We start from the raw sequence: 17,623 nt of genomic DNA on the forward strand, positions 1-17,623 counted from the left end.
CCGGTAACTATGGACAGATTATCGCTCGATACTTGCCGAGGCAACTACAGACGGGTGTGGTCCCGCTAACAAATGCAAGCGGATGTCGCGGCGTTCGCTGTTCAGTGGCTGCGCAGGTAGGACAGGTCGTCGGCGATACCGTCCGACGGCGTCTCCAGTACGCCAGGTGCTCCGGCCGTCTTCATCAACTCCGCCAGAACGTCGGGAGCGATGTGGCCCGACTCGATGTTCGCGTGCCGGTCACGACCGGAGTCGAACTCGTCCCGCGAATTGTTGAGGTGGATCAGGTCAATCCGTCCGGTGATCGCCTTGATCCGTTCGACGAGGCCGACGAGGTCCTCACCGCCCGCCCATGCATGGCAGGTGTCCAGGCAGAATCCGGCCTGATCGTAGTCGCCGACCGCGTCCCACAGACGCTCGATCGACTCCAGCGTGCGTGCCATCGCGTGCGAGCCGCCTGCAGTGTTCTCGATCAGGATCGGGACGCCGAAACCGCCCTTGTCGGCCTGTCTCTCGAACAGCTTGCGCCAGTTGGCGAACCCCTCGGCGGCGTCCTCCCCGTCGCGAAGATGTCCGCCGTGGACGACGAGGCCGATCGCCCCGAGACCCTTGGCAGCGTCCGCCTGCTGCTCGACGGCCTTGCGCGACGGCATGCGCAGTCGGTTGTTCAGGCTGGCGACATTGATCTGGTAGCTCGAATGCACCACCACGTCGATCGGCGACTCGCGAATCTCATCGGCATGCGGGTGCGGCTGCGGCTTCTTCCAGCCCTGCGGGTCGGTCACGAACATCTGGAAGATGTCGATCCCGAGCTCGTTCGCGGTGGCGACGGGATTCTCGTCCTGACGAAGATGGGCTCCGATACGCATGAGTCAACGATATGGGAGACGGCCAGATAGGGATATAGCGCCAGGCGCCTCGTCAGACGTTGCGGTCGTCTCCGACGAACGGGCTGTCTTCGGAGTACGCGGACCGCGGCGTGACCTCCCGGAAGTCGATCATGGCGCGAGTGTTGTCCACGGCGGTCACCAGGCCGATGCCGAACTGGCCGTGCTCGTCGAACAGATTCGCGGTGCCGGCCGAGACGCCGGCGTTCTCGAGGTGGCTGTCGGATTCGACGCCGACCCGGTCGCCCTCGGGGAGTCGGCTCAGCGCGACCGTCAGGTCGCAGTTGATGAAGCCGATGCCGCCCTCGCCCCAGTTGGTGGCCAGGCTCGTGCCCTCCGCCGCGATCACGGCGCGCTGGAACGCGGTGAGGGGCTCGTCGGGCAGCACGTTGATCGGCCTGCTCCACAGGCGACGTCGGTTGCCGTTCTGGAATGCGCCCATGTCGGAGCTCCAGTCGTGCTCGGTGTCGGCGAACCGGGTGTGGAAGTCGCCGTCGGGGGTCGCTGGGACGGCGATCGGCTCGTCGGCGCGGGACCAGCGCGCCCCCGGCGGGTTGTCGCCCTGCTTCAGGAACACGACATTGCCCTGCGCGACGAGCGTGCCGGTCTCGTCGTTTCGGTTCTCGTCGTGCTGGCGGACGCTCACCTGCACGACGCGGATGCGGCGCCCGTCGCGGAGGGTCTGCGTCTGTGTGCTCGTCGGCAGCCTGCGCGCTGACTTGAATAGTTCCAGCGTGAACCGTGCAGGCAACCACCCTTCGCGGGAGTGGTCGCGTTCCGCGGCGTACGCGGCGAGGCCGCACACTGCTGGGCCGTTCAACGCGTCCGGCCCCCACAGGCTCATCGCGAAACGTGTCGGGTCGGCGCGTTGTGAATCGCCGGGGGTGAAGAACGACGTCTGAGACATGTTCTCCGACGTTACGCTTTGACCATGACTGTCAATTCAGCCCCGTCTGCTCTGCCCGATTCCGCGGTCAACGCCGTCCGGTCGTTCCTGGTCACGACGTCGATCGTCGGCATCGCCCTCGGCATCACCGCACTCGTGTGGCCGGGCGTGACGTTGACTGTGGTCGCGATCCTGTTCGGTGTGTCCCTCGTGGTGGCCGGGCTGATCCGTCTGTTCGTGGCGTTCGCGACCACTGCGGCGCCGTTCGGTTCCCGAATGCTGCTCGCCGTGTTCGGTGGCATCGTGCTCGTCGCCGGCGTCCTCGCGATCCTCAACCCGTCCGAATCGTTGACCCTGCTCGGCATCTTCATCGGTGTCGGATGGATCTTCGCGGGCCTCCAGGATCTGTTCGGCGCGCAACTGTCCGCCTACCTGGTGCCGCGCTGGCTGGTGATCGTCTCGGGCATCGTGTCCGTGGCCGCGGGCATCGCCATGATCGTGCTGCCCGCCATCTGGACGCTCAGCACCATCCTGTGGTTCATCGCGATCATGTTGATCGCGGTCAGCATCGTCACGCTGTTCGCGCTGCCCGCCAAGCGGAAAGCCTGACCGCGGGCACGACTCTCACGCGGAGTCGGACGCAACAGCCCTATGCCGCCACGTGTGGGGCGAGTGAATCCGTCGTCGCCGATGTTCGGGCGCCGTCGTCGACGAGCGCGCGGTTCCACCGGTCCAACACGGTGACGAGGTCGGCGGCGTGGATCAACCGGACGCCGTCGACGAGGCCGGTGGCGGCGAGTTCGGCCGCCTCCGGCGACTGTGCGGCGGCCGCGCCGAGCAGTAGGTCGGCGCCGGACCGGTCGGAGTCCCACATGGCGTCGGCCGTCGTCATGCACAAGGCGGCAGCCGACCTCGACTGGTCGAGGTGGATCATCGCCCACCCCCAGTGGCGGGCGACGTCGACGGTGTTGCCACCGCCGCGGCCGTGGGTGCGCACATACTTGGCGTGGAGCTCGCTGCACAGCAGATTCGAATCCATCCAGAGATTCAGATGCGACATGCAACGCACGCAGTCATGGAGGGCGGCAAGGTATTTCACCGAGTACGGACCTTCTCTGCGGGACCGGATCTCGCGGAGGACCGAATAGTCGGCGAGCGCGTGACTGAACTCGCCCGCGTCGTACAGTTCGCGCGCCTGGGAGTTCAACTCGTCGAGCATGCCTCCATAGTGCCCTGCATCACACTGTGGCGTGGGTGAATCACCTCTACGCTCGAGCTCCGTCGCGGGTGCGGTGCGTGATGACATGCTGGAGGCATGACCGATCGTCGTGATCTCAGCCGGTGGGCGCTGGTGTCCATCGCGGCGGCGATCGTGACGATCGTGCTCAAGACGGTGGCCTGGCAGCTGACCGGATCGGTCGGTCTGTTGTCGGACGCGGCGGAGTCCGTGGTCAACCTCGTCGCATCGGTCGGCGCGTTCGTGGCCCTGCGTATCGCGGCCCGTCCATCCGACGACGACCACAATTTCGGGCACTCCAAGAGCGAGTACTTCTCCGCGGTCGTCGAAGGCGTGATGATCGTGGTCGCTGCCTCATTCATCTGCTATTCGGCGATCGATCGACTCATCCACCCCGAGGAACTCGAGTCGGTCGGGCTCGGACTGGGGATCTCGGTGATCGCAAGCGTCGTCAACGGGCTCGTCGCGTGGAAGCTGATGTCGGTGGGTCGGGCGCACCGGTCCGCGGCGCTGGAAGCCGACGGCAAACACCTGCTCACCGATGTGTGGACGACGGCCGGAGTGATCGTCGGCGTCGGGCTCGTCGCGATCACCGGGTGGGCCCGGCTGGATGCTCTCGTCGCGATCGCGGTCGCCGTCAATATCATCGTTGTCGGCTGGCGCCTGGTGCGCGATTCGACGATGGGGTTGATGGACACCGTGATCCCCGCCGCCGACCGCGCCGTCGTCGACGAGGTGCTCGATAGTTTCCGCTCGGCGGGAGTCGACTTCCACGACGTCCGCACCCGCGAAGCCGGACACGTGCGCTTCGTGCAGTTGCACATGCTGGTCCCCGGCGACTGGACGGTGCGCCGCGGACACGACTTGGCCGAAGAGGTCGAGGCCGCGCTGTACGCAGCCGTCGACGACCTCCGATGCACCATCCACATCGAACCGATCGACGATCCGCGCAGTTACGAGCCCTGGCGGCGATGACGGACCTACCCTGAAGCCATGAGTGAATCTGACGACCGCGACGGCGACTACTCCGTCGACGACGACGACCAACTCCAGCCGGAGGACACACTGCTCGACGAGGAAGTCGGGGATGTCCTCGACCGCGGCTACTCGCCGCCCGACTACGAGCCGGGCGGGCACGAGCACGACAGCCTCGACTCGAGGCTCGCCGAGGAGGTTCCGGAGACGGCCGCCGCCGACAACGACCCGGACTTTCCCGAACCGGAGGGCGCAGGTGAACAACGGTCGGGTCGGCTCGTCTCGTCGGATGACGACTCCAACGTCTTCGGCCGAGACGCCGGAGTCGACGGCGCGGGCGCGACCGCAGAAGAGGCCGCCGTTCACAACGTGGAGTAGCCGCGACGGGAGCCTTCGGCAGCCGGGCGGGCCGGGGTTCGATAACGTTTTCCCATGGATCGTGACCGGATGCTCGAAGTCGGTGTCGGCCTGGTGTCGCGTTTCGGGGCGAAGGCACTGAGCCTGACGTCAGTAGCTCGGCACGCAGGCGTCGCGCGTGCCACCGCGTATCGGATGTTCGGCGGCCGCGACGCATTGGTGGACGCGATCGTCTCGCACGAACTGGAGCAACTGCGTCTGCGTCTGGCCGAATGGGGGGCCGACGAGGCCGACGCCGCCGAACGCGTTCGGGTGCGCGTCCTCAAGTCGCTGGAGTACATCCGCGCACACGACGCGCTCCAATACGTTCTGCGTGAGGAACCTGAGGAGATCGTCCGAGCCCTCGTGTCCCCCGACCTCGCGAGGCCGAGTCTCGTCGAGCGGGTCGTCGACATGAGCATCGTCGACGTGTCCGACGCGGAGGCGCAGGAGTTGTACCCCGATCCACGCGCTGCGGCGGAGTTCCTGGTGCGCGTCGTCTACTCGTGCATGTTGGTGCCGGGCAGCTCGATGAGTGACGAACAGGTCGCCGATCTGGTGGTGCGCGCCGTCATCCGCTGAGACGACTCCATCGAGGAACGAGTCGCTGCGAGCTCGTCCTGCCGTGGCGGCGCGGCCGCTCGTCGCCTTCGGCCCGACGGCCCGACCGTTCACCTCGGCTCGGGAACCGCCCGTCGACGTCGCCCGGCTTTCGGCCGCTCACATCCGGTGAAGCCGCCGTCGCTACCGATAGGCTGGACGTCATGACAGGCTCTGGCGCCCGCAGCATCTACGTCGCATCAGCCGAAGGGGACACGGGGAAGTCGACCGTCGCGCTCGGGGTCCTCGCCCTGCTCGCCGCGACCGGCGGACGTGTCGGCGTGTTCCGGCCGATCGCCCGCGCCGGGGCGGGGGAACGCGACTACATCCTCGACCTTCTCCTGCAGTTCACGTCGGTCGACATCTCGTACGACGACTGCATCGGCGTCACCTACGACGAGGTGCACGCCGACCCGGATTCCGCGATCGCCGACATCGTCGCCCGCTTCCACACGGTCGCCGACCAGTGCGACAACGTGCTGGTGATCGGCTCGGATTACACGGACATCGCATCGCCGTCCGAGTTGAGCTACAACGCGCGGATCGCCGCGAACCTGTCGTCGCCGATCATCCTGGTGGTGAAGGCACTCGACCGCGAGCCCGCGGAGATCCGTTCGCTCGCCGAGATGCTGATGGCCGACATCAAGGGATCGCACGCGTCGACGGTCGGCATCGTCGCCAACCGGTGCGATCCGGCAGCGCTGATCGACGTCGCGAACGCCCTGCGTGACACCGGCGTCCGAGCGTGGGCGCTGCCCGAGGAACCGGTGTTGACGGCGCCGACGATTGGTGAACTCCAGGAGGCGCTCGGGGCGACCCTGTACAGCGGCGACCGCGACCTTCTCGACCGGGAAGCACTCGATGTGATGGTCGGCGGGATGACCGTCGAACACATTCTGGAGCGGTTGAGCGAGTCGATGGCGGTCATCGCGCCCGCCGACCGCTCGGACGTGCTGCTGGCCTTGGTGAACGCGAACGCCGCCGAAGGGTTCCCGCGACTGTCGGGGATCATCATGAACGGCGGGTTGCGGCCGCATCCGATGATCGAAGGGCTCGTCAAAGGTCTGCGACCGACCCTGCCGATCCTGATGAGCGAGCACGGGACATACGAGACAGCACGGATCGCGTCGTCGACGCGCGGACGCATGTCGTCGGCGTCGGTGCGCAAGATCGACGCCGCGCTGGCGCTCATGGAACGCCACGTGTCGGCGACCGAGCTGGTCGACGAGCTGAATCTGCACGTCCCGGAGGTGGTCACCCCGCAGATGTTCGAGTACCAGCTGATGTCGCAGGCACGGTCGGACGTGCAACACATCGTGCTGCCGGAGGGCGGTGACGACCGCATCCTGCGGGCCACCGACCGGCTGCTGCGTCGGCGGGTCGCGAAGCTGACCCTGCTCGGCAACCCGGAGGCGGTGCGCCGTCGGGCGAACGAACTCGGCATCGACCTGTCGAGCGTCGACGTCATCGACCCGGCGTCGTCGGAACTGGTCGACGAGTTCGCCGACACGTACACCGAGCTGCGCAAACACAAGGGCATGACGCGCGATCGCGCGCTCGAAGTGGTGCGCGACGAATCGTACTTCGGGACGATGCTGCTGCACACCGGCCGCGTCGACGGCATGGTGTCGGGCGCCGTGCACACCACCGCGCAGACGATCCGGCCCGCGTTCGAGATCGTCAAGACGGTGCCCGGCGTTTCCACCGTGTCGAGCGTGTTCTTCATGTGTCTGGCCGACAAGGTCCTCACCTACGGGGACTGCGCGGTGGTACCCGACCCGACGGCCGAAGAACTCGCCGACATCGCCATCTCGTCGGCCCGCACCGCGGAGGCGTTCGGGATCTCGTCGAGAGTCGCGATGCTGTCGTATTCGACCGGTGGATCAGGGTCGGGCAAGGACGTCGAGAAGGTCGTGGCCGCAACGGATCTGGTCCGCGAACGGTCGCCGGAGCTGTTGGTCGAAGGGCCCATCCAGTACGACGCCGCGATCGAGCCGAGCGTCGCAGCCACGAAGATGCCCGACTCGCCGGTCGCCGGACGCGCGACGGTGCTGATCTTCCCCGACCTGAACACGGGCAACAACACGTACAAGGCCGTCCAACGCAGCGCGGGCGCCATCGCGATCGGCCCCGTCCTGCAGGGTTTGAACAAGCCGATGAACGATCTGTCGCGTGGTGCGCTCGTGTCGGACATCGTCAACACTGTCGCGATCACCGCGATCCAAGCACAGAACATAAAGAAGGGAATCGACAAGTGAGCGCGGTCATCGAAGGATCCGTTCTGGTGGTGAACGCCGGCTCGTCGTCACTCAAATACCAGGTGCTCGACCCGGCGACCGAAGAGGTCATCGCCGACGGTCTCGCCGAACGGATCGGGGAGCAGGGCTCGTCGATCAAGCACTGGTATCGCGGCACCGAGGTCCGCCGCGAGGTCGCGCTGCCCGACCACGAGGCGGCGATCGCACTGGTCGTCGAACTGTTCGCTGAGGAGGGCGTGGACGTCGCGGACTCGGGGCTGGCAGCCGTCGGCCACCGCGTGGTCCACGGCGGCCGCAGCTTCTTCGAGCCGACGTTGATCACCGAGAGGGTGCGTTCGGAGATCGTGCGGATCTCATCGCTGGCACCCCTGCACAATCCGGCCAACCTGACCGGGATCGACGCGGTGAGCGCGTTGCTTCCCGACGTCCCCGCGGTGGCCGTCTTCGACACCGCGTTCTTCAGCCACCTACCTGACGAGACAGCGCATTACGCGCTCGACGCGGAGGTCGCAGCCAAGTATGCGATCCGCCGCTACGGCTTCCACGGGACCAGCCACGAGTATGTGTCGCAGCGTGCCGCAGAGTTTCTCGGCCACGCGCCGAGCGACATCAATCAGATCGTGCTGCATCTGGGCAACGGGGCGTCGGCATCGGCCATCCGCGGCGGGGTCCCGTTCGACACGACAATGGGCATGACACCGCTCGAAGGCCTGGTGATGGGGACGCGCACCGGCGACATCGACGCGGGCATCGTCTTCCACCTCGCTCGGGTCGCCGACATGTCGATCGAGGACATCGACGTGCTCTTCAACAAGCGCTCCGGACTCAAGGGACTGTGCGGTGAGAACGACTTCCGCGCGATCCTCGAACGCATCGACGCCGGCGACGAGGCCGCAACGCAGGCGTACCTCGTCTACCTGAATCGTCTGCGCCGATACATCGGCGCCTACATGATCGAGTTGGGTCGAGTCGACGCGATCGTGTTCACGGCGGGCGTCGGGGAGAACGCCGCACCGGTGCGCGCCGCCTCGCTGGCGGGGCTCGAGCGCTACGGCGTGGTGATCGATTCCGAACGCAATGCGGCCCGGTCCGACGAGCCTCGCCTGATCTCGACCGATGACTCGCCGGTCACGGTGCTGGTGGTGCCGACCAACGAAGAACTCGCGATCGCGCGGGCGGCGGTCGCTGTCGCCGGGTGACTGCCGTCCTGGTGCTCGGAGATCGACATGAGCGGTCTCCTCTACGGAGTGTCTCGGCTGCGGAAGCCGACGACACCGACGGTGAGAAACCCGACGGTGAACAGGCTGATCCAGATCAAGCCGACCCAGTTCGATGAGTCGACGGCAACGTCGGGGACGTGCCGGAACGGGCTGAATCCGAGCGCCCAGTTGGGGAGTTTGAAGCTGGGGCCGAGCAGCGTGAGAACGAAGGAGAGCAGCACGCCGGCCCACCCAGCGACTCGGGCCTCAGGTCGTGCACCGATCACGGCGACGGAGAACGCGACGACCGTCCACACCGCCGGGATCGTCGCGAGCGACTGGAGGATCACGGTGCCGAAGCTCAGACCGAGGTCGGCGAACGAGACGAAGACGCTCATCACCACACCCGCGACGACGACACACACCGCAGGAGTCGCGAGAGCGAGCAGGATGCTGCTGCGCAGGTATCCGACACGGCTGACCGCCGTCGCCAGCACCGGTTCGGCGCGGTCGCCGAGTTCTTCGGTCCGGAGTCTGTTCATCGTCTGGACGCCGGAGATCGAGGCGATAATGCCCGCCAGCCCGAGGATGGTGACCACGAACGCGCTCGTCAGATCGGCCGGCGATGTCGAACCGCCCGCGAAGATCTCGGTGAGTGCCGGGCTCGATGCCAAGATGTCCTTCACCGACCCGGCGAAGTAGCCGAAGATGACGCCGAGCCCGACGAAAGCGACCGACCAGTAGATCGCGGTGGAGCGGTTCAACCGGACGGCGAGCCCGAGCGGACTGCGAATCGACCCGCGAGCCGGACCGGGCCGCGCGGCGATCAGACCCTGCCCGAAGTCGCGCGATCTCTGCAACACGACCGCCAGGGCGATGAGCACGACAGCGAGGAGCACCGAGTAGATCAGCGGCACCCAGTGGTCGCCGCTGGCCGGACGAGTCTCGGTGACCCAGCCGAGTGGGTTGACCCAGGTCGTCCACGACGGCGCGTCGACCGAATAGAGAAAGCCGCGCAGGACGAACAGGACACCGAGAATCCCGACTGCGATCGAACTCGCCGTTGGTGCGTCGGCGCCGACCTGCGACGTCACGGCCGCGATACTCGCGAACGTCGCGCCCGTCGCGGTGAACCCGGCGCCCAGGATCATCGACGCGCCCCAACCGCCGCCGCACCACGCGGTGACTACTCCGGTCACCGCTCCGGCGACCACGGACATCAGTACGCCCATCGCAACGGCGGTGAGCAACCGGGATTGGCGGCCCAGTACGCCGGAGGCGAGAAGTTCGGCCTGGCCCGAATCCTCTTGTCCACGACTGGCTCCGACGACGATGAAGATTGCGCCGAGTGCGACGGCGAAGCCGCCGAGCGCCAAGCTTCGCCACGCGTTGAACCCGTCGACGGTACCCAGGTCGAACGCGGGACCGAAGATGAGACCGAGAGCGGGATTGGAACCGATGGTCGCCGCGAACGACATCCGTTCGGGCACGTCGGGGAACAGAAGCGGGTAGATGACGACCGACGACACCGAGAGTGCGATCGGGATCAGAATCCACGGTGCGAAGGTGCGCGCCTCGTGCCGGACCGACGCACGCAGGAGAGGCCCGATGCCTGCGATGTCAGCGGACAGTGCCATCACCGGTGTCCGGTCGAGGCGTCGTCGTTCTCGTACATGCGCAGGAACAAGCTCTCCAACGACGGCGGCGCGACCTCGAGCGACGTGAAGCCGAACGGGGTGAGTGCGGCCATCGCGTCGTCGACCCGGTCGGTGTCGACGGTCGCGGTGAGACGGTTGCCGTCGAAGGCGGCATCGTGCAGAACCGACAGCCGGTCGTGCGATGGCACAGTCCTCAGCGTCGCGTGGATCGTCGTCCTGGCGTGACCGCGCAGTTCGTCGATCGTGCCGGTCGCGACGATCTCACCTTCACGGATGATGCTCAGCTCGTCCGCGAGCGTCTCGACTTCGCTCATGATGTGGCTGCTCAAAAGTACGGTCACCCCACGATCGACGGACTCCGCGACGACCTTCTGGAACACGTTCTCCATCAACGGGTCCAAGCCACTCGTCGGCTCGTCGAGGATCAGCAGCTCGACGTCGGAGGCGAGTGCGGCGACAATCGCGACCTTCTGTCGGTTGCCCTTCGAGTACTGTCGGCCCCGCTTGGTCGAATCGAGTTCGAAGCGTTCGATGAGGTCGGCGCGACGCGACTCGTCAAGGCCGCCGCGCAGCGAGCCGAGGAGGTCGATGGCCTCGCCACCGGACATCCCGGGCCACAGGGACACGTCGCCGGGCACGTAGGCGAGCCGTGAATGCAGATCCACGGCATCGGTCCAGGGGTCGCCGTCGAAAAGACGGACTCGGCCGGCATTCGCTTTGAGGAGCCCGAGAAGAACGCGGATCGTCGTCGACTTGCCTGCGCCGTTAGGACCGAGGAAGCCGTGGACCGTTCCGCGCGACACGCTGAGATCGACGCCGCGCAGCGCCTCGAACTTCCCGAAGGCCTTTCGGAGCCCGCGTATGTCGATGACCAGGTCGGTGTCTGTCATGCCGCCTCCAGAATGTAGGGGTACGACCGACGCTATTCCACAGCCCGTCGGCACTGGCTAGGAATGGTCCGTTCGCGGCGACGATCGCAGATCGCTGGGTTGACCGGGCCAGCGGCCGATATGCTTTGCGTCGTGCCTGACGACTCTCGGTCCTTCGACGAACGTCGCAGTCTGACCAGTAGCGAGGAGGACGCCGCCAAGGTCGCTCCCGCCGTCCGGGCCACCGCCGCGTGGACCTGGCGACTGCTCATCATCGGGGCAGGAGTCGTAGCCCTGGCATGGCTGTTCCGCCGGTTCGAGGACGTCCTGTTCCCGACGGCGCTCGCCCTGCTGCTCACGGCCATGCTGCGCCCAGGGGTGGAGTGGGCCACCGGCAAGCGAGTGCCGAGGGTCGTCGCTGTTCTGACGGCGGTGACCGCCACATTAGTGGTCGTCATCGGGCTGGTCGCGTTCGCCGTTCAACAGGGTGTGGCGTCCGGCTCCGAACTGGTCTCCGAGTTCACCGACACGGTGAACGACGCACGGAAGTGGTTGACCGACAGCGATCTGCCCATCAGCGACGACACGATCAGCTCCATATCGACAGACCTGATCCACTGGGCCAAGACCAACGAGGCGACGCTGGCGTCCGGCGCCCTCGGGACCGCCGAGTTCGCCGTCCGCATCGGCAGCGGCGCGCTGCTGACCGTCTTCCTGGTGATCTTCTTCCTGTACGACGGCCACCGCCTCTGGCGCTACGTCACCAGACTCGTGCCCGAAAGTAGTCGCCACCGGGTTCGGGGTGCGAGTGCCGCAGGATTCCGGACACTCGAGTCGTACGTTCGTGCCACAGTGATCGTCGCCGCCATCGACGCGACGGTGATCGGCATCGGACTGGCGCTCCTCGGCGTTCCGCTCGCGTTGCCGCTGGTCCTGATCATCTTCCTCGGCTCGTTCATCCCGATAGTCGGTTCGTTCGTGTCGGGCACACTCGCCGTCGTCGTCACGTTGACGACGCAGGGACTACTCAACGCCGTGATCGTCCTCGCCATCCTGGTGTTCGTGATGGCGTTCGAAAGTCACATCCTGCAGCCGTTCGTCCTCGGACGTTCGGTGCGACTACACCCCGTCGCCGTGATTCTGGCGATCGCGCTCGGGCTCCTGCTGGCCGGTATCGTCGGCGGTCTCCTCGCCGTACCTCTCGTCGCCTTCCTCGACACCGCGTTCACCTGGAACCCGGACAAGAAGATCGCACCGCCCGAAGAGAGCCGCTTCTCCAAGTGGCTACGCAGAAAGTTCGGCCCACAACGTCGGGAGGACGCGCCGACTCTGTGATCAGGGCGGAGGATAGGGGAACCGTCGCTACGCTCCTCGGCGAATCCACTCTGCTCAATATGCGTCTGGACTCCTACCCTCGTTCCTCGGGCAGGAGTCCAGACACATGGCGGAGGATAGGGGAACCGTCGCTACGCTCCTCCCGAAATCCACTCTGCTCAATATGTGTCTGGACCCCCACCCTCGTTCCTCGGGCAGGAGTCCAGACACATGGCGGAGGATAGGGGATTCGAACCCCTGAGGGCGTTAACCCAACCCGCGTTCCAGGCGAGCGCCATAGGCCACTAGGCGAATCCTCCAGCACCAAGATGCTAACCGGTGCCGGCTACCGATCACAAAACGGGACCGCTACACTGGACGACGGATCCCGCGCGGCGTGCATCCTGTGAACTCCCCCAGGGCCGGAAGGCAGCAAGGGTCAACGGGCTCTCTCGGGTGCGCGGGATCCCCTTATTTCCAGGTGTTTACAAGTTGCAGCCGGGACTGGCCGGGACTGCGCGAGAGGTTCACGTTGAACTTTCACTCGATGAGTGTCGAAGAACTCCGCAACACCCGAAACGATCTGCAGAAGCGCTACGAGACGTTGTGCGCCGCAGGTCTGAAGCTGGATCTCACCCGAGGCAAGCCCGGAGCCGACCAACTGGACCTGTCCGCGCCGATGCTGTCCCTGCCGGGCGAGAACTACACCAGCCCGAACGGCACCGACTGCCGCAACTACGGCGGCGTCAGCGGCCTCCCCGAGCTCCGTGAGCTCTTCGGTGAACTCTTCGCGACCGGCACCGACCGCACGCTCGCTCTCGGCAACGCCAGCCTCCAGGTGATGCACGACATCGTCGTGTTCTCCCTGCTGCACGGCAACGTCGACTCCGCGCGCCCCTGGTCGGCCGAACCCATCAAGTTCCTGTGCCCGGTCCCCGGCTACGACCGACACTTCGGGATCACCGAGCTGTACGGCATCGAGATGATCAACGTTCCGATGAACCCCAACGGCCCCGACGTCGAAGCCTGTGCCGCGCTCCTCGCCGACGACCCGTCGATCAAGGGCATGTGGTTGGTCCCCACCTATTCCAACCCGACCGGCTACACCGTCACCGACGACGTCGCTCGCCGCCTCCTCGCGCTCGACGCCGCACCCGACTTCCGCATCTTCTGGGACAACGCGTACGCCGTCCACACGCTCGTCGAGAACGCGCCCGCACCGCTGCCGATCCTCGATCTCGCGGCCGAAGTCGGCCACCCCGACCGCGTCTACGTGTTCGGCTCCACCAGCAAGATCACCTTCGCCGGTGCAGGCGTCGCCGCGTTCGCGTCGTCGAAAGCCAACCTCGACTGGTACATCGAGCACATCTCGGCGGCCACCATCGGCCCCGACAAGCTCAACCAGCTGCGCCACCTGCAGTTCCTGGGCGACGCCGACGGCGTCCGTGCCCACATGGCGCGTCACCGCGACATCATCGCGCCCAAGTTCCAGCTCGTCCTCGACATCCTCGACGACCGCCTCGGTGACGCGAAGATCGCATCCTGGACGACGCCGGAAGGCGGCTACTTCATCAGTCTCGACGTGGTCGACGGCACCGCGGCCCGCACCATCGAGCTGGCCAAGAACGCCGGGATCGCGCTCACCGCAGCCGGATCGGCCTTCCCGTACAAGACGGACCCGCACGATCGGAACATCCGCATCGCGCCGACCTTCCCGACCACCGACGAACTGCGTACAGCGATGGACGGGGTCGCGACCTGCGCTCTGCTGAGCGCGACCGAGGTTCTCCTCGACTCAGCGTAGGCGGACCATGTGAAGCTCGAACGGTCCACGCCCGCGCTCATCGGGTTCGTGGTCGCGGGGGCGCTGTCGCTGTGGCTGCAGTACCTGATCGTCCCCTACAGCACCCCGTACTGGGGCCTCTTCGACAACTTCCTCGACCTCGACGTCTACCGGGCCGGAGCACAGGTCGTCCTCGACGGCGGCGACCTGTACGACGCGAAACTCCTCGGCCGGATGGACTTCACCTACGCACCGTTCTCGATGGTGCTGTTCATCCCGGTCGCACTGATGTCCGCGCCGATCGCACACGCGGTGTGGTCGATCGGGATCTTCGTCGCGCTCTACCTGGTGATCGTCGTCGGATTCCGCAGCCTCGGCCACACGACGACGTGGCGGCTCCGCGCGATCGCGGTATCGCTCGTCGCCGCGTCGGCCCTCCTGGAACCCATCCGATCGACTATCTGGTTCGGACAGATCAACGTCTTCCTGATGCTGCTGATCGTCGCCGACCTCGTCCGGCCGGAAGGGAGCCGACTGCGGGGAGTCGGTGCAGGCCTCGCCGCAGGCATCAAACTGACGCCGATGCTGTTCGTCGTCTACTACGCGGCGCTCCGGCAGTGGAAGACAGCGGTCGGCGTCGTCGCCGGATTCCTCGGCTCCGTGGTGTTCGGCTTTCTCGTGATGCCGCGTGCGTCATCGCGGTTCTGGTCCGACACGCTCTTCGACTCCAATCGGGTGTCGTCACCGCACACCGTCGGCAACCAGTCGGTCCGCGGCGCGATCGCCAACATAGCCGGGACCGACCACCCGAGCACCGTCGTGTGGATCGTGCTGGCGACGGCGGTCCTCGCACTCGTCATGGCGGCCGCCGTCCTGGCACACCGCCGTGGCCAGGAACTGCTCGCGATCACGCTCGTCGGGATGGCCTCGTGCGCGGTGTCGCCGGTCGCCTGGGGCCACCACTGGGTGTGGATCGTGCCGCTGCTCGTCGTCGCCGTCCACCATGTGATCGACGGCGCGAGCCGGTGGCGTCGCGGGCTCGTCGCGCTGTTGACGGTCCTCGGCCTCCTCGCGACCGTCGCGTGGACGACGCACCTGGCCTACCCGATCTGGTACGTCAACCGCAGCGTCGAAGAGGCCTACCTGACCGGGCTGTTCTTCAAACACAACGCCGACATCATCGGCTGGTTCTCGGTGCAGCCGTACAACGTGCTCCTCGTGGTCGTCGCGATCGTCACGATCGGCTTCTGTCTGCGCCCGCCCGCGACCATCGATCCGCCCGTCACCGCTGTCGGTGACCGCCGGTAGTGTGCACGTGTGGCCCTCTATCGCACGTATCGTCCGGCGACATTCGCCGAAGTCGTCGGCCAGGAACATGTCACCGAGCCGTTGAGTCGTGCTCTCGACTCCGGGCGCATCAACCACGCCTACCTGTTCTCGGGTCCGCGAGGATGCGGTAAGACGTCGTCGGCCCGCATCCTGGCGCGGTCCCTCAACTGCGTTCAGGGGCCGACATCCACCCCATGTGGCACGTGCTCGTCGTGTGTGTCCCTCGGCCCCGGCGGCCCGGGCAACCTCGACGTCGTGGAACTCGACGCGGCCAGCCACGGCGGCGTCGACGACACCCGCGACCTTCGCGACCGCGCCTTCTACGCCCCCGCCGAATCCCGCTATCGCGTCTTCATCATCGACGAGGCGCACATGGTCAGCTCGGCCGGCTTCAACGCGCTCCTCAAGATCGTCGAAGAGCCACCAGAGCACCTCATCTTCATCTTCGCGACCACCGAGCCTGAGAAAGTGCTCACCACCATCAAGTCGCGGACCCACCACTATCCGTTCCGGTTGCTGGCGCCGCCGGTGATGCGCGGCCTGCTCGAGAAGATCTGTGCGCAGGAGAACGTCACCGTCGCCTCCGAGGTGTTCCCGCTGGTGATCCGAGCGGGCGGCGGGTCACCGCGCGACTCGTTGAGCATCCTGGACCAACTGCTCGCCGGGGCGGGCGATGAGGGCGTCACCTACGATCGCGCGCTCAGCTTGCTCGGCGTCACCGACTCCGCATTGATCGACGCCGCAGTCGACGCGCTCGCCGCAGGCGACGGCGCCGCACTGTTCGGCGTCGTCGAGGACGTGGTCGACGCAGGACACGATCCGCGTCGCTTCGCCATCGACCTGCTCGACCGCTTCCGCGACCTGATCCTTCTCCAGGCAGTGCCCGACGCTGCCGAACGCGGACTCGTCGAAGCCCCCGACGACCAACTGGTCCGGATGAGGGCGGTCGTCGAACATCTCGGTGCGGGCACGCTGACCCGCTACGCGGAGGTCGCGCACGCGTCACTCGGCGACATGCGGGGAACGACGTCGCCGCGGCTCCTCCTGGAAGTCATGTGTTCGCGCATGCTGCTGCCCGCGGTGTCTGCGGACGACGCCGCGCTGCTGCAGCGCATCGAGATGCTCGAACAACGTCCCGCAGGCGCGGGATCCACGCCGACCGCCACGGCGGCAACGCCGCCCCCGCCAGCTGCCGCCCCCGCACCCGACGGGCCAGCGCCGCGCTTCGTCCGGCCGTCGCAACGCAAAGCCGCCGAACAAGCCGACGAGGCGAAGGCTCCGACGGCAGAAGCCGAACAACCAGCGGGTGGACAAGCCGCACTCAAGCCTGAACCCGCGCCCGAGCCTGAACCGACACCCGTCGTTCGCGCCCCCGAGCCGACTGCGCCCGAACCCCCGCAGCCCGAACCTGAAGTTTCGGAACCGGAGGCTCCCCGACAAGAGGCTCCCGCTCCGCTAGCTGAGCGCGGACCGACTCGCCCCGAGCCTCCAGCGCAGCATGCTGTGCCGGAGGTGCATGGTGAGGCTGTCCCGGCAGCGCCTATCGAGGCTGTGCCGGAGGCGTCGCAGGATCCGTACGACGACGTCCCACTGCCGCCTGAGCCGCCGACCGACGTGCCGCCGGAACCGTATGGCGCGGCACGGCGCGCGCCGGAGCCGACACCACAACCCGTGGCAGAGCCTGAACCGGTGGCCGCCGGCCTGACGGTGCAGACGGTCTCGACGCGCTGGCCCGACATCCGGTCCGCGGTCCGCGCACAGAGCACCGTGCTCGAGGCGATGTTGTCGTCGGCGTCGGTGCATGACGTCGTCGGGACCGAGATCGTCCTCGGCCACCCGCACACCGCGCTCGTCGGCCGACTCTCCGACGAGCGCGGGCTGAGGACTCTCACGACCGCAGTCGTCGACGTGTTCGGCCCCGGGCACAGCGTCCGCGTCGTGCAGGCATCACCGGACACTCCGCCGCCGTCGGCGACGGCTCCAGCCGCCGAACCGCACAGACGTCAGACGTTCACGCGTCCGAGCCGACCGCAGGAGGAGCAGGCTCCCGAACCGGAGCCTGAACCGGAACCCGAACCTGAATCGCTCACGGCTGACGAGGATCTGACCGACGCCGAACGCGCCGAGATGGTTGCGCAGGCGCACGACGCGAGCCCGGACCCTCGTCTCGACCCCCACCAGGTGGCGGTCGATCTGATGACGTCCGAGCTCGGCGCGCGTCCGCTCGAGTAG

The 17,623-nt window shown here is 66.9% G+C and carries 15 protein-coding genes, 1 tRNA gene and 1 other RNA gene; 11 read left to right on the forward strand and 6 right to left on the reverse strand.

Annotation, left to right across the window (positions count from 1 at the left end; genetic code table 11):
* Positions 1-101: 101 nt before the first annotated feature.
* Positions 102-869, reverse strand: coding sequence for a deoxyribonuclease IV (locus L5G28_RS04200; protein WP_237000420.1), 768 nt, complete (start codon positions 867-869; stop codon positions 102-104).
* 52 nt (positions 870-921) lie between these two features.
* Complete coding sequence (locus L5G28_RS04205; RefSeq protein WP_237000421.1) at positions 922-1,794, reverse strand: acyl-CoA thioesterase domain-containing protein; 873 nt, start codon at positions 1,792-1,794, stop codon at positions 922-924.
* Between the two features lie 24 nt (positions 1,795-1,818).
* Here L5G28_RS04205 and L5G28_RS04210 point away from each other — a divergent pair, with 24 nt between their 5' ends.
* The gene (locus L5G28_RS04210) at positions 1,819-2,382 is read left to right on the forward strand and encodes an HdeD family acid-resistance protein (protein ID WP_237000422.1); all 564 of its coding nucleotides are present in this window, start codon (positions 1,819-1,821) and stop codon (positions 2,380-2,382) included.
* Positions 2,383-2,422: 40 nt separating this feature from the next.
* Here L5G28_RS04210 and L5G28_RS04215 read toward each other — a convergent pair whose 3' ends face one another.
* Positions 2,423-2,992, reverse strand: a complete 570-nt coding sequence (locus tag L5G28_RS04215; protein WP_237000423.1) for a hypothetical protein — start codon at positions 2,990-2,992, stop codon at positions 2,423-2,425.
* Positions 2,993-3,088: 96 nt separating this feature from the next.
* On the opposite strand from L5G28_RS04215, the gene L5G28_RS04220 reads away from it, so the two are divergent.
* From L5G28_RS04220 to L5G28_RS04240, 5 genes are all read left to right on the forward strand, one after another.
* On the forward strand, positions 3,089-3,985 hold the full coding sequence (locus L5G28_RS04220; RefSeq protein ID WP_237000424.1) for a cation diffusion facilitator family transporter: 897 nt from the start codon (positions 3,089-3,091) through the stop codon (positions 3,983-3,985).
* Between the two features lie 18 nt (positions 3,986-4,003).
* The gene (locus tag L5G28_RS04225) at positions 4,004-4,363 is read left to right on the forward strand and encodes a DUF5709 domain-containing protein (protein ID WP_237000425.1); all 360 of its coding nucleotides are present in this window, start codon (positions 4,004-4,006) and stop codon (positions 4,361-4,363) included.
* Positions 4,364-4,417: 54 nt separating this feature from the next.
* On the forward strand, positions 4,418-4,963 hold the full coding sequence (locus tag L5G28_RS04230) for a TetR/AcrR family transcriptional regulator (protein ID WP_237000426.1): 546 nt from the start codon (positions 4,418-4,420) through the stop codon (positions 4,961-4,963).
* 182 nt (positions 4,964-5,145) lie between these two features.
* Entirely contained in the window at positions 5,146-7,239 is a 2,094-nt protein-coding gene (gene pta / locus L5G28_RS04235) for a phosphate acetyltransferase (RefSeq protein WP_237000427.1), read from the forward strand.
* A complete protein-coding gene (locus L5G28_RS04240) occupies positions 7,236-8,438 on the forward strand; it encodes an acetate kinase (protein WP_237000428.1) in 1,203 nt (400 codons plus the stop codon). Before pta ends, L5G28_RS04240 begins: the two co-directional genes overlap by 4 nt.
* Positions 8,439-8,479: 41 nt before the next feature.
* Here L5G28_RS04240 and L5G28_RS04245 read toward each other — a convergent pair whose 3' ends face one another.
* Entirely contained in the window at positions 8,480-10,075 is a 1,596-nt protein-coding gene (locus tag L5G28_RS04245; RefSeq protein ID WP_237000429.1) for an ABC transporter permease, read from the reverse strand.
* Positions 10,075-10,986, reverse strand: a complete 912-nt coding sequence (locus tag L5G28_RS04250) for an ABC transporter ATP-binding protein (protein ID WP_237000430.1) — start codon at positions 10,984-10,986, stop codon at positions 10,075-10,077. Before L5G28_RS04250 ends, L5G28_RS04245 begins: the two co-directional genes overlap by 1 nt.
* Before the next feature lie 132 nt (positions 10,987-11,118).
* Here L5G28_RS04250 and L5G28_RS04255 point away from each other — a divergent pair, with 132 nt between their 5' ends.
* Positions 11,119-12,300, forward strand: a complete 1,182-nt coding sequence (locus L5G28_RS04255) for an AI-2E family transporter (RefSeq protein ID WP_237000431.1) — start codon at positions 11,119-11,121, stop codon at positions 12,298-12,300.
* 211 nt (positions 12,301-12,511) lie between these two features.
* On the opposite strand, the gene L5G28_RS04260 is transcribed toward L5G28_RS04255, so the two are convergent.
* Positions 12,512-12,599, reverse strand: a tRNA-Ser gene (locus L5G28_RS04260).
* A gap of 60 nt (positions 12,600-12,659) precedes the next feature.
* Here L5G28_RS04260 and ffs point away from each other — a divergent pair.
* The 4 genes from ffs to L5G28_RS04280 all read left to right on the forward strand — a co-directional run bounded on the left by ffs (position 12,660) and on the right by L5G28_RS04280 (position 17,623).
* Positions 12,660-12,754, forward strand: an RNA gene (gene ffs, locus L5G28_RS04265) — signal recognition particle sRNA small type.
* Between the two features lie 57 nt (positions 12,755-12,811).
* Complete coding sequence (locus tag L5G28_RS04270) at positions 12,812-14,083, forward strand: aspartate aminotransferase type Ic (protein WP_237000432.1); 1,272 nt, start codon at positions 12,812-12,814, stop codon at positions 14,081-14,083.
* Positions 14,084-14,092: 9 nt separating this feature from the next.
* Positions 14,093-15,370, forward strand: coding sequence for a glycosyltransferase 87 family protein (locus tag L5G28_RS04275; protein ID WP_237000433.1), 1,278 nt, complete (start codon positions 14,093-14,095; stop codon positions 15,368-15,370).
* Between the two features lie 9 nt (positions 15,371-15,379).
* A complete protein-coding gene (locus tag L5G28_RS04280; protein WP_237000434.1) occupies positions 15,380-17,623 on the forward strand; it encodes a DNA polymerase III subunit gamma and tau in 2,244 nt (747 codons plus the stop codon).

This window comes from Gordonia liuliyuniae, assembly GCF_021739025.1.
Lineage (GTDB): Bacteria > Actinomycetota > Actinomycetes > Mycobacteriales > Mycobacteriaceae > Gordonia > Gordonia liuliyuniae.

What these genes read in the sequence shown, in the direction of transcription:
- L5G28_RS04215 (WP_237000423.1), bottom strand. Translation starts at nt 2,992, where the DNA reads ATGCTCGACGAGTTGAACTCCCAGGCGCGCGAACTGTACGACGCGGGC.
- L5G28_RS04210 (WP_237000422.1), top strand. Translation starts at nt 1,819, where the DNA reads ATGACTGTCAATTCAGCCCCGTCTGCTCTGCCCGATTCCGCGGTCAAC.
- L5G28_RS04245 (WP_237000429.1), bottom strand. Translation starts at nt 10,075, where the DNA reads ATGGCACTGTCCGCTGACATCGCAGGCATCGGGCCTCTCCTGCGTGCG.
- pta (WP_237000427.1), top strand. Translation starts at nt 5,146, where the DNA reads ATGACAGGCTCTGGCGCCCGCAGCATCTACGTCGCATCAGCCGAAGGG.
- L5G28_RS04225 (WP_237000425.1), top strand. Translation starts at nt 4,004, where the DNA reads ATGAGTGAATCTGACGACCGCGACGGCGACTACTCCGTCGACGACGAC.
- L5G28_RS04205 (WP_237000421.1), bottom strand. Translation starts at nt 1,794, where the DNA reads ATGTCTCAGACGTCGTTCTTCACCCCCGGCGATTCACAACGCGCCGAC.
- L5G28_RS04230 (WP_237000426.1), top strand. Translation starts at nt 4,418, where the DNA reads ATGGATCGTGACCGGATGCTCGAAGTCGGTGTCGGCCTGGTGTCGCGT.
- L5G28_RS04200 (WP_237000420.1), bottom strand. Translation starts at nt 869, where the DNA reads ATGCGTATCGGAGCCCATCTTCGTCAGGACGAGAATCCCGTCGCCACC.
- L5G28_RS04220 (WP_237000424.1), top strand. Translation starts at nt 3,089, where the DNA reads ATGACCGATCGTCGTGATCTCAGCCGGTGGGCGCTGGTGTCCATCGCG.
- L5G28_RS04250 (WP_237000430.1), bottom strand. Translation starts at nt 10,986, where the DNA reads ATGACAGACACCGACCTGGTCATCGACATACGCGGGCTCCGAAAGGCC.